Source organism: Clostridium sp. (assembly GCF_047777555.1).
Taxonomy (GTDB): domain Bacteria; phylum Bacillota; class Clostridia; order Clostridiales; family Clostridiaceae; genus Clostridium_H.
This window is the reverse complement of record NZ_JBKEEV010000006.1, coordinates 126,530-140,937: the sequence shown is the minus strand read 5'-3', so window position 1 is coordinate 140,937 and position 14,408 is coordinate 126,530. Positions and strand designations below refer to the sequence as shown.

The 14,408-nt window shown below is 29.7% G+C and carries 16 protein-coding genes and 1 pseudogene; 8 read left to right on the top strand and 9 right to left on the bottom strand.

What is annotated here, in order from left to right; all coding sequences use genetic code 11:
- Nucleotides 1-160 precede the first annotated feature (160 nt).
- The 3 genes and pseudogenes from ACFWTK_RS10660 (at nucleotide 161) to ACFWTK_RS10650 (ending at nucleotide 2,592) form a co-directional block, all read left to right on the top strand.
- Nucleotides 161-418: an SHOCT domain-containing protein gene (locus ACFWTK_RS10660; protein WP_106023953.1), complete on the top strand. Its 258-nt coding sequence runs from the start codon at nucleotides 161-163 to the stop codon at nucleotides 416-418.
- Between the two features lie 61 nt (nucleotides 419-479).
- Nucleotides 480-1,195 (top strand): annotated as a pseudogene (locus ACFWTK_RS10655) (response regulator).
- The gene (locus tag ACFWTK_RS10650; RefSeq protein ID WP_415875995.1) at nucleotides 1,192-2,592 is read left to right on the top strand and encodes a sensor histidine kinase; all 1,401 of its coding nucleotides are present in this window, start codon (nucleotides 1,192-1,194) and stop codon (nucleotides 2,590-2,592) included. The pseudogene ACFWTK_RS10655 and the gene ACFWTK_RS10650 overlap by 4 nt, the downstream one beginning before the upstream one ends.
- Before the next feature lie 226 nt (nucleotides 2,593-2,818).
- Here the strand turns inward: ACFWTK_RS10650 and ACFWTK_RS10645 are convergent, their stop codons facing one another.
- Nucleotides 2,819-3,049, bottom strand: coding sequence for an SHOCT domain-containing protein (locus tag ACFWTK_RS10645; RefSeq protein WP_415875994.1), 231 nt, complete (start codon nucleotides 3,047-3,049; stop codon nucleotides 2,819-2,821).
- Nucleotides 3,050-3,222: 173 nt separating this feature from the next.
- On the opposite strand from ACFWTK_RS10645, the gene ACFWTK_RS10640 reads away from it, so the two are divergent.
- Nucleotides 3,223-3,756, top strand: a complete 534-nt coding sequence (locus tag ACFWTK_RS10640; protein WP_415875993.1) for a hypothetical protein — start codon at nucleotides 3,223-3,225, stop codon at nucleotides 3,754-3,756.
- Between the two features lie 48 nt (nucleotides 3,757-3,804).
- Here the strand turns inward: ACFWTK_RS10640 and ACFWTK_RS10635 are convergent, their stop codons facing one another.
- The 3 genes from ACFWTK_RS10635 to ACFWTK_RS10625 form a co-directional block, all read right to left on the bottom strand.
- On the bottom strand, nucleotides 3,805-4,677 hold the full coding sequence (locus tag ACFWTK_RS10635; protein WP_415875992.1) for an IS3 family transposase: 873 nt from the start codon (nucleotides 4,675-4,677) through the stop codon (nucleotides 3,805-3,807).
- Between the two features lie 53 nt (nucleotides 4,678-4,730).
- The gene (locus tag ACFWTK_RS10630; protein WP_242976316.1) at nucleotides 4,731-5,060 is read right to left on the bottom strand and encodes a transposase; all 330 of its coding nucleotides are present in this window, start codon (nucleotides 5,058-5,060) and stop codon (nucleotides 4,731-4,733) included.
- Nucleotides 5,061-5,161: 101 nt separating this feature from the next.
- Entirely contained in the window at nucleotides 5,162-5,425 is a 264-nt protein-coding gene (locus ACFWTK_RS10625; RefSeq protein ID WP_415875991.1) for a hypothetical protein, read from the bottom strand.
- An 82-nt stretch (nucleotides 5,426-5,507) separates the two neighbouring features.
- Here ACFWTK_RS10625 and ACFWTK_RS10620 point away from each other — a divergent pair, with 82 nt between their 5' ends.
- The 4 genes from ACFWTK_RS10620 (at nucleotide 5,508) to ACFWTK_RS10605 (ending at nucleotide 9,381) form a co-directional block, all read left to right on the top strand.
- A complete protein-coding gene (locus tag ACFWTK_RS10620) occupies nucleotides 5,508-5,825 on the top strand; it encodes a hypothetical protein (RefSeq protein ID WP_415875990.1) in 318 nt (105 codons plus the stop codon).
- A gap of 302 nt (nucleotides 5,826-6,127) precedes the next feature.
- Nucleotides 6,128-6,289, top strand: coding sequence for an aspartyl-phosphate phosphatase Spo0E family protein (locus tag ACFWTK_RS10615; protein ID WP_415875989.1), 162 nt, complete (start codon nucleotides 6,128-6,130; stop codon nucleotides 6,287-6,289).
- 41 nt (nucleotides 6,290-6,330) lie between these two features.
- Nucleotides 6,331-8,028: a methyl-accepting chemotaxis protein gene (locus tag ACFWTK_RS10610; RefSeq protein WP_415875988.1), complete on the top strand. Its 1,698-nt coding sequence runs from the start codon at nucleotides 6,331-6,333 to the stop codon at nucleotides 8,026-8,028.
- Nucleotides 8,029-8,346: 318 nt separating this feature from the next.
- Nucleotides 8,347-9,381 carry a cell wall-binding repeat-containing protein gene (locus ACFWTK_RS10605; protein WP_415875987.1) on the top strand — a complete coding sequence of 345 codons (1,035 nt, stop codon included), beginning with the start codon at nucleotides 8,347-8,349 and terminating at the stop codon, nucleotides 9,379-9,381.
- A gap of 89 nt (nucleotides 9,382-9,470) precedes the next feature.
- Here ACFWTK_RS10605 and ACFWTK_RS10600 read toward each other — a convergent pair whose 3' ends face one another.
- From ACFWTK_RS10600 to ACFWTK_RS10580, 5 genes are all read right to left on the bottom strand, one after another.
- Nucleotides 9,471-10,082: a hypothetical protein gene (locus ACFWTK_RS10600; protein ID WP_415875986.1), complete on the bottom strand. Its 612-nt coding sequence runs from the start codon at nucleotides 10,080-10,082 to the stop codon at nucleotides 9,471-9,473.
- Between the two features lie 40 nt (nucleotides 10,083-10,122).
- Nucleotides 10,123-11,145, bottom strand: a complete 1,023-nt coding sequence (locus tag ACFWTK_RS10595; protein ID WP_415875985.1) for a cytochrome D1 domain-containing protein — start codon at nucleotides 11,143-11,145, stop codon at nucleotides 10,123-10,125.
- Nucleotides 11,146-11,186: 41 nt separating this feature from the next.
- Nucleotides 11,187-11,537, bottom strand: coding sequence for a YHS domain-containing protein (locus ACFWTK_RS10590; RefSeq protein WP_415875984.1), 351 nt, complete (start codon nucleotides 11,535-11,537; stop codon nucleotides 11,187-11,189).
- Nucleotides 11,538-11,595: 58 nt separating this feature from the next.
- Nucleotides 11,596-11,826 carry a heavy-metal-associated domain-containing protein gene (locus tag ACFWTK_RS10585; RefSeq protein WP_415875983.1) on the bottom strand — a complete coding sequence of 77 codons (231 nt, stop codon included), beginning with the start codon at nucleotides 11,824-11,826 and terminating at the stop codon, nucleotides 11,596-11,598.
- Between the two features lie 138 nt (nucleotides 11,827-11,964).
- Entirely contained in the window at nucleotides 11,965-14,277 is a 2,313-nt protein-coding gene (locus ACFWTK_RS10580; RefSeq protein WP_415875982.1) for a hypothetical protein, read from the bottom strand.
- Nucleotides 14,278-14,408: the final 131 nt, after the last annotated feature.

The window sequence follows — 14,408 nt, the reverse complement described above, 5'->3', positions numbered from 1 at the left end:
GCTTTATTTTTATAATTTGTATGGATAACGTATGAAAAACCTTAGATATATTTTTAAATTCTTTTTCATTGGTATAATATTTCTCCATAATTTCTTCACACTTTATTTATATAATTAATCTCGTAAAGAATAAATTAATCACAAAAGGAGGAATTAAACTATGTTTTGTGGAGGTTTAAGTCCATTTGGATTTGGTTCTTCAAGTATAGGCTTTGTGGGAATGTTTTTTTCAATGATATTTAACTTACTAATATTTATTGGATTAATAGCTCTTGCTGTTAAATTATTTAAAAGCAATCCTATCAAATTAAATAATACAAATAAAACAATGGCAATCCTTGATGAAAGATTTGCTAAGGGTGAAATTAACGAAGAAGAGTACCTAAAAAGAAAAACTATTCTACAACAGAAAAACTAGAGAGTTATTCTCTAGTTTTTTTAATAGTAATGAACTATAATTAAGTTTTGAGGTGATATTAGTGGATAAGAAATTTAATATATTAGTTGTAGATGATGAGAAAAAAATAGTAGATGTAGTTAAAGCCTATCTAGAAAAAGACGGCTATAATGTTATTACTGCATTAGACGGAGAAATGGCACTAAATATATTTAGCAATGAGACTATTCATCTTATAGTTTTAGACTTGATGCTTCCTAAACTATCTGGAGAAGAAGTATGCCATAGAATAAGATCTGCTTCTAATGTGCCTATTATAATGCTTACAGCTAAAGTAGATGAAGATGAAAGAATAGAAGGAATATATATTGGTGCAGATGATTATTTAACAAAACCTTTTAGTGTTCGTGAACTAGTAGTAAGAGTAAGCGCTTTGCTTAGAAGAACTTATAGAGATACACTTCCTCTTGCTGATATTCTAAGCTTTAATAAGGGCGATTTAGAGATAGATATTAAAAAATGATTGCCAAAAAACAAGGTAATGTTGTGAGCTTAACCACAAATGAATTCAAAATACTCACAGCCTTACTTACAAATCCAGGGCAAGTATTTTCTAGAGAACAATTAGTAGAAAAGGCTTTTGGAATTGACTATGAAGGCTTTGATAGAACAATAGATACTCATATAAAAAATATTCGCCACAAGATAGAAGATAATCCTAAAGAACCAAAATATATAATAACTATTTACGGAATGGGATATAAGTTTATTCCAAGTCCTACTGAGGTGAAAAAATGAAGCTATCTTTAATAAAGAAACTATCTCTAGGATTTCTTTTATCAATCTTGGGATCTATTATTTTAACAAGCCTTATATCTAATTATTCAATAGAAAAAGAATTTAAAAAGTATCTAATTGATGAGCATAAAATGAAAATAGATAATGTAATAGAAACTGTGGAAGACCTTTATACTGAGAAAAATAGCTTTTCAAATATAAATAAATCTGAGCTACAAAGATACGCTGAAATGCAAGAATTATATATTGAAGTAAAAGATGTAGCTAATAATACTATCTATTCCTCTGGTAATTCTCATTTGTATCACAAAAGCATGATGCAGAATATGATGGGATCTTCCATGCATAATTTCTCAGGAATGAATGTAGGTGAGTATACCGAAAACCAATACCCCTTACTTACAAGTAATAAAAATATAGGAACCATAACCATTGGATACTTTGGAACATCTTACTTATCTTCTGGTTCTGTTACCTTTATAAACACCTTAAATCGTTCATTTATTATATCTGGTTTTATAGCTTTACTTTTTGGCCTTATAGTTAGCATAATTATTTCAAAGCAGATATCAAGACCACTTGTTAAAATAACTGAAACCGCAAATAAAATGAGAGATGGAAACCTTAAAGTACGAGCTTTAGTTAATACAAATACTACAGAAATAGACGAACTTTCTAGTTCAATAAATTATTTGGCAGAAACATTGAGCAATCAAGATATGCTTAGAAAAAGATTAACCTCTGATATGGCTCATGAATTAAGAACCCCATTGACTACGTTAAAAACCTATGTGGAAGCATTTATTGATGGTATATGGGAACCAACCCAAGAAAGGCTAGAAGCCTTCTATGAAGAAATCGAAAGACTAACAAAGCTTGTTGACAATCTTCGTAACTTATCAAAGCTTGAAGGATCAAACCTGAATCTAAATAAAAGTAAGGTTAATTTGTCCAATGAATTAGAAAAAATTATAGATACCTTTAAACCTTTATACATTAAAGAAGATTATGAGTTACTCCACAATATAACTCCAGAGGTAGAAACATTAATAGATAAAGATAAGTTTAAGCAAATAATGAATAACCTCCTTTTAAATTCCTATAAATATTTAAAGCCTAAGGGAAAAGTAGAGGTAATTTTAAAGAAGGAAAAGAAAAGTATTATCATAAAAGTAATTGATAATGGTATAGGTATATCAGAAAAGGATCTGCCTTATATATTTGAAAGATTCTATAGAAGTGATGTGTCTCGAGCTAAAAATACAGGTGGCACAGGTATAGGACTTACAATTACAAAATCATTGGTCGAAGCTCATGGTGGAAAAATATATGTTAATAGTGTATTAAATGAAGGAACTACTTTTACTATTGAATTTCCTAATAGTATATCTATTTAAAAAAGAAGCTTAGTTTCCGAATGCTAAGCTTCTTTTTATTATCTTTTATTTATATTTGTTATAGAAATAAATTCATTTCTACAAGAATCATTGCAGAAATAACATTTAACCAGTTTCTTGTTAAAAATTCCATAATTCGTCACTCCTAATTTTCACACTTTTTATTTACTTTATCCTTATGCATACAGGTTAACAAAAGAATGTGAAAGAATTATGAAGAATTAATCTATCTTTTTTCTATCACATCTCTCATTCTTCTATATTGATCTTCATCAATTTCTCCTCTTGCAAGCCTCTGCTTTAATATTTCTATAGAGTCATCGTTAATAGTTCTATTTTCATTTCCTTTTCCGCTTGTAGTCATTTTATATACAGATATACCTACTACTATAATTAAAACTAAGATCACTAGCCAAAATAAACCACCCCATGCCATCATATTATAACCATATCCCATAATAAATTTCCCGCCTCTACTCTTTTTTAAATTAGTTTTTCCCTTTTTCTATTAAATATTATTAAAGTTATAAACTAAACATATACTTGCTTATCTTCATATTATCTTCAAATTTTTAGTTTATAGTTAATACTAAAATAGCATGTATTTACATTTTAGGGAGATGACATAACTTGAAGAAATCAAGTATTAGCTTAGATAAAAATAAAAATCGAATCAAATATACCTTTATTATAGTTGTAGTTATGTTCATGTTATTAATTGTGCGATTATCCTATATTATGATTTTTAAATCCAAGGAATATAAAAGTATTGCAGAAAGCCAATGGATCAGTGAAGTAAAGCTAGCACCTAAGAGAGGAAGAATATTATATAGCAATGGAAACCCATTGGCTGTTACTGCTGAGATATATAGAGTGGACTTAGATTTAATTACTCTTAAACAAACTATAGAGGAAAAAAACATACCAATTAGTGAACTTACTTTAAAATTATCAGATGCATTAAGTATGCAATCCGAAGATGTTAATAGGATTTTAAATAGAAAGCTAGATAACGATCTTCCAGCAAGTTCAGCTATCCTAAAAAGAAAAGTTGAGAAAACTGCTGCTGATAAGGTAAAAGCACTAAATCTGCGCGGCATAATTATATCCTCAGATAATAATAGGTATTATCCAAATAATAACCTACTTTCCCAAGCGGATTAACCCCTTCGTTTTGGACAAAACCTAATAAATTCTTTAGTTTTGTCAGAATTACACCCTTATTTCAATATTAGTTAGACTTTCTCCAAAATGAAGGTTATAAAATTCATTCGGTGACATAAACTTTAAACTTGAGTGAATTCTCCTTTTGTTATAAAATTCCATGAATTCGTTTACTACTTCGTATGCTTCTGCATAACTTTGAAACTCATATTTTTTCAAGCAATCATCCTCAAGTATTCTATGAAATGATTCTACATGTGCATTCTTATTTGGTGTTTTAACAGGTATTCTCTCGTGTTCTATTGCAATTTCTTCGCAGCATTCGCTGAATTTATAGCTTACAAACTGTGGCCCATTATCTGTTCTTATTACAGGCTTTAAGGCTCCTTCTGCAAATAGATTTCTTTGCATTAGACATTTTCTCAGTAATGCTGCCGCATCTTTAGCTTCGCAGTGGAATCCCATGTGGTAATCAATGATGCTTCTATCAAAGACATCAATAAGGTTTAGAAGATAGAAAAATTTATCCTCGCCATGGATATAGCCATACTTAATATCAATCTCCCAAAGTTGATTTGAGCCTGTTATAGTCCTGTTTACAGCGATAGTTCTCTTTACTTTAGGCTTAATAACTCTTTGGTCTTTTAGTATTCCAAGCTCCTTGCACAGCCTATAAACCTTCTTATGGTTAATTGTGAGTTTATAGTGTTTTCTTAGATGGTAGGTTATTTTTCTATAGCCGTAGTCAGCTGCATCTCCATCAATTGATTCCATAATAAACTCTTTGATCTGCTCATCGCATACCTTCTTTTCTTCCTGGTCTATGCTGTATCCCCTAGGCTTACCGCCTTTAGGCTTTGCCTTTTCCTTACCTTCTACATTCAAATTATAGTAATATGTTGATTTGCTAAGTTTGACCACCTTTAGTACAAAAACTGCGTTATATCCTTGTTCTATATATTTTTTAGCTATTTCTACTTTATCTTTAATTGAGGGTTCGATTTTTTTATTAAGTCTTTAAGTATTGCTATCTCAAGGTCTTTCTCACCTAGAAGCTTCTTTAGCTGATCATTCTCCTTTGTTACTTCTGTCAATTCACTCTCTAGCTCTTTATCTCCCTCAACTAAAGCCTTTCTTCCTGGCTTAATCTTAATCTCATCTTTATTCTTAGATTCCTTAATCCAAGTAAATATTGTTGATTTTGATATTCCATGTCTTCTTGAGACTAATGAAACATTTCCTACTTCTTTAACTTCTCTTAATATTTCTTCCTTCAATTCTTTTGTATAAGTTCTTCCTCTCATGGCTTACCTCCAATCACTTTCTACATTATAATAAATGTATAGGCAATTGTCCAAATCAATTTAGGGGCTTATGAGATTTTTAGACTAACGTTAGGCTATATCTAAGCCTGTGTGTTAATATTTACACCTATATTACTATCAGATATTTTGTTATTCAATTTAGCTTTAGCAACTGCTAAGGCATTTGTATCCCCATGCATTCCTTTCATATTACAGTTTGTATGCATCTGTTCGTTATTATTAGTACTATTCATTTTGGACATATCATGTTGCACTTGCCCCTTTTGCATACTCCTATGAGTATGCTTTGCATTAGAGCTTGTTTGTAAATTTGGTGTTACTAAATTATTATTTATTACTTCCATGATAATTCCTCCTCATCTTTATATTGTATTTATAGCATAGCTTATAATTATGAAGACATTATGTGGATTTTATCATTCTTGTATGATGAAACAAACCTATTTAAAATATTTCTCCATAATTTCTTCATATTTTACATATATAATAGACCTGAAGAAAGGGGAGAAGATAGTCATGATGCTCTTTATAAATATATACTTACCAATAATTGCTTTATTAGTTTTATTTATTTTATTAGCTTTATTACTCTATTTAAATCCATCTGAAGAAGAAAATGATCTAAATTACAAAAGAGTTAAAGTTATCAACTCAAACAAGGCATTAGATATTTTAGATATGCAATTTGCTAATGGACAAATAAGCGAAGGTGAATACTTAAAAAGAATATCTTTATTAAAATAATTAACAATAGATATTTATTTATGCTCAAAAGCGTAAGGTATTGTAAACCTCACGCTTTTTATATTATTACCACATAATTAAATTTAAAATCGTATTAATATATTTTTGATTGCTGTACATTTTTATAAAATGAACATATCTATTTTATGCACTTTATTTATACCTTTAACCTACTTCTTTACAACATATTAACAAATTATGTTAGTATCTTCATACTTCCTTCATAATCTTTGTTTAAAATTACATTATATAGAATTATTATTTAATTATTGCATTTACATGTACAATACGGAGGGACTATAATGGGATATGTAAAAGAAGTTGATATTATTAAAAAAATTAACATTCAAAGAGAAGTACTTGAAGTTAAACTTAAGTTAAATAAAGGCAATATAACAAAAGAAATACTCGAAATAAGCCAGAATTTAGATAAATTAATAGTGAACTATTATCAACAAAACTAATACAACTATTGTATAAATTTACATATTATGGGGGTAATTAAATGAACAGCATTAGAAAAAAACTACTTTTAGCCTTTAGCGTTACTACGCTTTTTATGTTCTTGCTAGGTTCCATAAGTTTATTTGAGTTAAGTCAAATAAATCAAAATGTTAAAGTGATGTATCATGATCAGGTAAACGGAATTAATTCCATTAAGAATGCCCAATATTACATAGCTAAAGTTCAACGTACAGAAAAAAATATTCTTTTATCACCTACTATCGATGAGAAAAAGGAACATACTATGCATTTAGAAGAATATTATTCAAAAGGTATTATTGAAAGCCTTAATGAATTTAAAAAAATGTCTCATGAAAGTGATATGAAGCAAATTGATTTATTGTTAGAAGATATAAATATGGTAAAGGAACAGCAATTAGAAGCTATAAATAGAAGTATGGCTTTAAAAAATCAAGAAGCTTATGCAATTTCTAAAGATAACACCGAAAAATTTGCATCAATAGAAAAAACTATAGATGAGATAGCGGAACATAAACTTGAGGAAGCAAAACAAGAATATGATAACAGTATGTTTATTTACAAGAGAGTTACAACTTTAGTTATCATATTTACAGCTGTTTCACTTGTTATTAGCATTTTATTAGCAGTAACTATATCCTCATCAATTATCAAGCCGCTAAACAAAAGTGTTGATTTTGCTAAAAACCTAGCTGATGGAAACTTAACAAATAGTCTTAAGATAAAAGCTACAGATGAAATAGGTATACTAATCAATGCCTTAAACGACACAGGAATAAAACTTAATGATATTGTTACCCAGATAAAATCAACTTCTGGTGAAGTAGCATTAGGAAGTGAACAGTTAGCATCAGCAATGGAAAACACTACGAAAACTTCAACTGAAATAGTAGAAAAAATTTCAAACTCATCACATAATATACAAGATATTGTTTCTGCTGTAGAAGAAATAAATACAAGTATACAAGCTATTTCATCAAGTTCAGATACGGTATCGGCGTTCGCAGATGAAACAAAGACTAGCTCCTTTACTCTTAAAGAGTATGCCGATAAAGGAAGATTATCAGTAGATACAGCTGCTTTAGCTATGTCAGATATTCAAATCTCCACTACAGAAGTTAAGGTTATAATAGATGAACTCAATGTTTTATCAAATAAAATTGGAAATATAACTTCCATGATTACAAATATAGCAAATCAAACGAATATGTTAGCATTGAATGCAGCCATAGAAGCTGCAAGAGCTGGGGAACATGGCAGGGGTTTCTCTGTTGTGGCTGAAGAAGTTAGGAAGCTAGCTGAAGAAAGTGCTTCCGCTACCAATAGCATTGAAAACATGATTAAGGAAATTCAATCTAAAACTGAAGTTGCAGTAAATACTATCTCCTTAACAGAGGATAAAGTAAAAGAAGGTATTTCAGTATCAAAGTATGCCAAAGATCAAATTAAACTAGTTATAGATAACATGAATGACCTTATAGAAAAAATAGAGGAAATCTCTTCACAGACAGTTGAGCAAGCTAAACAAGCAGCTAATATCTCTCAAAACATGGATGGTATAGTATTAAGCACACAAAACCTTTCCTCTGCCACTGAAGAAATCAATGCTAACATTGAAGAACAGACAGCTGTCATTGAAGAGGTATCTTCCACATCAGAAACACTTTCTTCAATGACTGAAAACTTAAATTCTATGGTAGAATACTTCAAGGTTATTTAGTTAATTATAAACTAATATCTTGAGTTATAATTATTCAAATCATTTTAAAAGCCTGCAATATCTTAGTTGCAGGCTTTTAAAATTTATTGTTTTATTATCTAATAAACCTTCCTAAGTTCCAAAATTCTTAAAAAGTTCTATTCTTAAAGTTTTATTCTTAAAGTTTTATTCTTAAATTTTTATACTATATAGTCCCTATAGTTTTATTTCATAATATGGAGATTTTTAAATTAAATATTATATAAAAGATTTAGTAGAGCACCATTTAATAACTCTTTTTATATAATGTTAGTAAATGATACAGATAGGAGTATTTTTATGTACTATAATATAAACCCTTATGCTAGATGTGCTTCAACCCTGAACACCACTCGAGTTTGCGCTAATAATATTATCTATTTAGCTATAGAGGCATCAAGAATGACCTTTACCCATATGAAACCTAATGCTATAATTCTTGTAAATATACAAGAGGTTTTTGACGGTATTGCAGCAACTTCTTTAGTTCATTTCCCTATCGATGCTGCTATTTTATTCACTGATAGAAATATGCTAAGTAGAGAAACCTTAGCTGAAATTTTTCGTCTTTCTCCTAAAGGATATAGAGGTGTACAAGTATTTTTAGTTGGAAATATCTCTGACAATGTGGCTTCTGAACTTAACTATGTAGGTTTGAAAACTGAGCAAATAAGAGGAAAGAATCATTACGACACCGCCTGTATAATACCTTCTATTAGAAAAGAATTTAAAAATATACTAATAGTCTCTGGTGAGAATTTTTCGGAGGGCATTCCAGCAGCTTATTGGTCTGCTCATCATGGAGATCCAATTTTATATGTAAAAAAAGATCAAGTCCCAAATTACACACTAGAAACAATACGTGGAATGAATGATATTAATATCTATATATTAGGTTCTATTAACACTATATCAAAAGCAGTAGAACAATCTTTATCCAAATTGCCAAATGTGAAACATATAGATAGAATTAATGGTGCTACCCCTTATGAAATTGCTGTAAACTTTTCAAAATATAAGAGCCCTGATGGAGAATTTGGCTGGGGAAGAAACTATAGGGATGGTCATGCCTTTACCTTTGGAGCATTGTATAATCCTATGGATATTATAGGTGGAGCAACCTTTGCCCACATGGGCAAGCACACTCCTCTGCTTTTAATAAAACCTAATTCTGTACCTTCTGTTGTTGTAGATTATTTACAAGCTATTAAACCAAAACCACCAAAAGATATGCCTCGTCCTCCATTTATGCATGGTTTTATCCTAGGATGTCTAAATCAAATTTCATATAACACCCAAATAGATATTGAAAGTTTAATATCTATTGAACATTAAAATATTAATGTATAGACATATAAATTAATATAACTCACCATAATAGAAAAAAACGTCCTTGAATTTAGGGATGTTTTTTTTATTATAAATTATTTATTTTCTATAAGCTTTAAAACATCTTTATCCCACTTAAAGCTTCTATTTGGTACATCATCTAAATTAGAAATGTTTAGTTCAATAGTACTTGTATTTTTAGAAATAATAAGCTTACCATTTATTTCTTTAGGAACTTTATAAATTCCTAAATAGTGGTGTCCCTCTCCTTCTATCTTTTCCCATAAAATTTCCTTACTTAATTCAATTCCTTCACTGCTTTTAAAACTTGCAATTTTTGAAAAGTCATAATCGTCTAAACTTACCGAGTGTGTACTAAATTGAACCTTGATAACAATATACTGTTCATTTTCTTGTATAGGATTTTCAAGGGTTGCATTTATTTGCACAGCACCTTGTCCATCGAATCTTGATAACTTATCTCTAAGTTCCAATTCTTTGTCTACCGATTGGCTCTCCCCTATTTCATCATTGGTAGTTTCACTAATATTAACTGATTCATCTGTTACCAATACCTCATTATCTATTTGTTCATTACTTTTACTCTCTAAACCTTTCGGTCTGTTATATAAATTAAATCCTGCGAAAATTACTATTATTAATACCAGTGAAACAAAAGTAATATTTCTTACTTTTTTACTGTGCACATATTTCACTCCTTTATGTCTCTTAAATATACATTTAAGTTTAATCTTTAATTAAGGCGAAGTCTATCTCATGAGGTTCTTCTCCAATAGGAATTTTTTTTATCACTTCATAACTATCCATATCTATTACCTCAATTTCTTCTAAATCTTTGTTAGAAACATACATAATATTAGTGTCAGGTACAATAGATAAATGATTAGGCACACCACCTAATTTTATTGTCTTTATTACCTTGCTTGTGTCAGTATCAATAACTGATACATCCTGTGATGACCAATTTGCTGCCCACACCTGTTTATCATCTCTTGTTACTGCTATACCATGGGTTCCTTTGCCTGATTTTATTATATCAATAGTACTATAATCTTTTAAATTTATTACTGATAATGTTCCATCTCCTACACTAGCTACATATAGTTTACTTCCATCATTTGATGGTTCATTTTCATTTGGTATATTGCCAACTGGGATTTCTTTAATAACTTCTCTTGTATTTGTATCCACAACTGCCACTTCATTTGAAATTACATTGGAAACATAAGCAAACTTACCATCTTCACTAAAATCTATATGTGAAGGACTTTTCCAATCTGAGGTGATTTGTCCCACAATGCTATTTGTTTTTGTATCTATAATAGAAACATAATTATATTCCTCTCCATCTTTTAAATCACCACTTGCAACATAAACATATTTACCATCAGGAGTTATATCTATCCCATGAACATTTCTACCTGTTTTAACTTCTTTTACTTTTTCGCCCGTAGATGAATCTACAACAACTATATTCCCGCCATCTCCATTACCAGCGTAAATAAACTTTCCATCTTTACTTACTGCAATTCCATCAGATGCAGAAATACCTATATCTATATCTTTAATAACTTCATGTTTATTTGTATCAATAACTGAAATAGTACCATCTGCAGCATTAGGAACATATGCATAATAAGTATTATTTTTGCCAAATCCTAATTTCCCTTTGGAATAACCAATACCTACACCAACTGATATTATGCCTATTGCAGCAATAATTGTAAGTATCTTAGATCTTTTATTCATTCGTATTCTCCTTTATTTTGTTTAATTTGCAAATACTATATTTACTTTTGACTCTTAACAAATTTAGCTCTGCAGTGTTCACTACAAAAATAATAAGTTTCACCATCTATTTTTTGCTTTATTGCAGTTTCAGTATTTACACTCATTCCACATATAGGATCTATTGCAGTATCTAATCCATCGTTATACTGTTGATTTATCTTGTGTCCATGCTCTTCACTGCCGTGATTACCATGTTGCCCTCCCCCACAGCATCCACCCCCTTTTGAATCTCCACCATGGGAATGTGTATCTCGAGAATGTCCACCACAGCATCCACCACCCTTAAACATCATGAAAGCCATCAATCCTGCAGAAACAAAATATAACCAATATTCAGCTAAAAACTCCATAACATAACACTCCTTTTATTTTTATTTACTTTTATACATTATTAAAACAATTTAACTATTAGCGTAAAGCCAATTTCGTTTTTCTACCGATAATAGAATCGTTTATAACCTCCTTTATTATTTCTTTTGATATTTTATTACCTGTATACATTACCTGAACTATTTTAGAATCAATATCAATATTGAATCCCAGAACGCCTTTAATCTGGCTTAATGCTTTAGCTGCATTAATAACACATCTATGACAGAGTATATTTTCTTGCTTAAATTTAACTGTATGTTTCTTCACTTAAATCCCTTCCTTCTTTCTTATTTAATAAAATTATATCTTTAAATTGTGAAGAAATTATGGAAAAATGCTAAAATAAAAAAATAAAAGGGAAGTCTTGAGTTAAACAAAGCCTCCCTGATAAAAATCATTATTTTATTAACTAAGACCTTCATTAGTAAAGATTTTTAAAGGATTTAAAATGAAAAGTAAAATATAAATTACAGCTCCAGTATATATAGTTACATTGAATCCAAATTTCATAGAAATAACTATCGCTAATATGGAACCAAGTACAGAAAAGATACCATTTATACCATACATAAGTGGTACTATACTCTCTTCATTTCCAATGGCTCCCACTCTTCTAATTCCAGATGGAAATGGCATACCCATTAAAAATCCCATTGGAAATAGACTCAAGAATACTACAATGAATCTATATATCATCTTCCAATTCCTTGTTACATTTAAAATATAGCTTAGATTTAATTGATTTATAATAATCAAAATGCCTGCAGCTAAAATATATAAAGGCAATTTGGAAGTTAGCTTCCTTACTATATCAGTTCCACTAATAAAACTTCCTATCCCACTGCTGACTAATAGACTAAACAAAACAAAACTGAAAGCAATAGATGAACTTCCAAAATACAATACCATCTTTTGCACCATAGGAATTTCAACTAGCATAAATCCTATCCCTAATGCCGCAAAGTATATAGATGCTTTTTTCTCCTCACTCTTAGTTATATACTTTTTCTTTATAGATGAAAAAATAACTAAAATCATAGCTATTATATAAAGCATTTCACTTGGAACAAACTTTGAATTATTGTAGAAAAATGGACTATTATCACTAATAGGTTTAGAGTTAAAGCCTATATTATCTATAAGCTGTTTGTAATTCATTTTTCCAGTGGCTAGAGACCTATAGGGTTCTATTTCATATCCAGTATAGTGAATCATATCTCTATTTTGCATATTAGCTGCACTTACTACTGAATTAATTTCCTCTTGACTAAAAGATTCATTTTTAAATATTACTAAAGGCATTGCTACTTGGCTTCCATGAGCTGCCCCCTCTGATTTTGTTATACCATTTATTATTACAAAGTACTTAGTAACATCTTTTTCTTGAACTCCTCTATCCATCAATACCTTAATTCCTGTATTTACTACCTTCATAAGATCCTTTGTATCATGAAGCATAAAAGTTAACTTTCCATCTTCTGATAAATGATCAAAATATTGATTTAAAGCTTCCTGTGTAAATATATAATACTCTGCTAAGGAGTACATGGTATTTTCTATAGAATTTGTCATCACCATTGATAAATATATGTTGTCATACTTATCTTTGCTGTTCTCTATAAAGTACCTTCCGTCTTGATTATATAGATTAACACCTGGATAATTATATACATCCCCACTAAATTCTTTAAATTTTTCTACAGCTTCTATTGTTGAAGGATTTATTTCTACTGCATCAACTCTTTTACTTCCACCTAACAGAGCAAAAAGTACATCCTTACCTCCTCCTGAACCTATAACAAGAGATTTTTCGTTTTTTCCAAAGGAAAACGCAATAGAATTAACCTCAGATTTTAAATGCTGCACAGATTCTAAATCTCCATTAAACTTTACAATTGGCGCAGATGCTCCACCATCAGTGACTATAATCTTTTCATCTTTATCCTTAATATCAATAACATCTGTCCTAGATATAGCATCCCATTTTGAAAATGAAATTTCAGCTTTTTCATTTGAGCTTTTTAAGGACTCTATTACTGTTGCAGGGCTTGTATAGTAAGCATAAAATTTCTTTTCTATAGTATTAATTAAATTATTATTTGCTAACAGAAAACCCATTATTATTAGAAGACTTGAAGACAAAATTATATACTGTCTTTCTTTGTAAAATGCACATATAGCTACAGCTGAAACTATTGCTAAAATAACTACCAGTATAACACTCTTAAAAAATCCAAAAGAATTCATTAGTTTTATTATTAGTAAACTACCTATAGCTGAACCAAGCAAGTCCATAAGATAAAGCTTACTACTATTATTAGACTTCTCCTTGAACATTATGGATGTTATTATCCCTCCTAAAATAAAAGGAAAGAGCGCTGCTGGAATATATGCCAAGAAGGTTGGCGTAAAAGGGAAAAAATACATTATTGATATAGATGCAAGAAAACTTATAGGAAGTAATACTGTAGAAACTACTAAGATCTTTTCTGCACCCTTTTTCTTATTCAATATTTTATAAGCTAATATACCTCCTAATCCTCCTCCTAGAATTGCAAAAGACACTACTATAAAAACCAAATTATAACTCAAAATAACCGAGAATAATCTAGTGAGCAATGTTTCATATATAAAAAGCGACATGGTGACAAAAAATATTGAAAAATACATAATCCAAATTAAGCTAGACTCTTTTGTTATCTTATTATTCTTTATCAAAATCCTAACCCCCTACAATTAAATTTAATCTGTGTTTAGATTATATCTTTAAATTGTGGAGAAATTATGAAATCATCTTTAACTCAATTCGTTTATCTTTTAGTTTTACCCTTTCTTCATATTTCCTACAT

Coding starts and splice junctions, on each gene's coding strand:
- ACFWTK_RS10660 (WP_106023953.1), top strand. CDS start 161: ATGTTTTGTGGAGGTTTAAGTCCATTTGGATTTGGTTCTTCAAGTATA.
- ACFWTK_RS10650 (WP_415875995.1), top strand. CDS start 1,192: ATGAAGCTATCTTTAATAAAGAAACTATCTCTAGGATTTCTTTTATCA.
- ACFWTK_RS10645 (WP_415875994.1), bottom strand. CDS start 3,049: ATGGGATATGGTTATAATATGATGGCATGGGGTGGTTTATTTTGGCTA.
- ACFWTK_RS10630 (WP_242976316.1), bottom strand. CDS start 5,060: ATGAGAGGAAGAACTTATACAAAAGAATTGAAGGAAGAAATATTAAGA.
- ACFWTK_RS10625 (WP_415875991.1), bottom strand. CDS start 5,425: ATGGAAGTAATAAATAATAATTTAGTAACACCAAATTTACAAACAAGC.
- ACFWTK_RS10620 (WP_415875990.1), top strand. CDS start 5,508: ATGATGAAACAAACCTATTTAAAATATTTCTCCATAATTTCTTCATAT.
- ACFWTK_RS10615 (WP_415875989.1), top strand. CDS start 6,128: ATGGGATATGTAAAAGAAGTTGATATTATTAAAAAAATTAACATTCAA.
- ACFWTK_RS10610 (WP_415875988.1), top strand. CDS start 6,331: ATGAACAGCATTAGAAAAAAACTACTTTTAGCCTTTAGCGTTACTACG.
- ACFWTK_RS10605 (WP_415875987.1), top strand. CDS start 8,347: ATGTACTATAATATAAACCCTTATGCTAGATGTGCTTCAACCCTGAAC.
- ACFWTK_RS10595 (WP_415875985.1), bottom strand. CDS start 11,145: ATGAATAAAAGATCTAAGATACTTACAATTATTGCTGCAATAGGCATA.
- ACFWTK_RS10590 (WP_415875984.1), bottom strand. CDS start 11,537: ATGGAGTTTTTAGCTGAATATTGGTTATATTTTGTTTCTGCAGGATTG.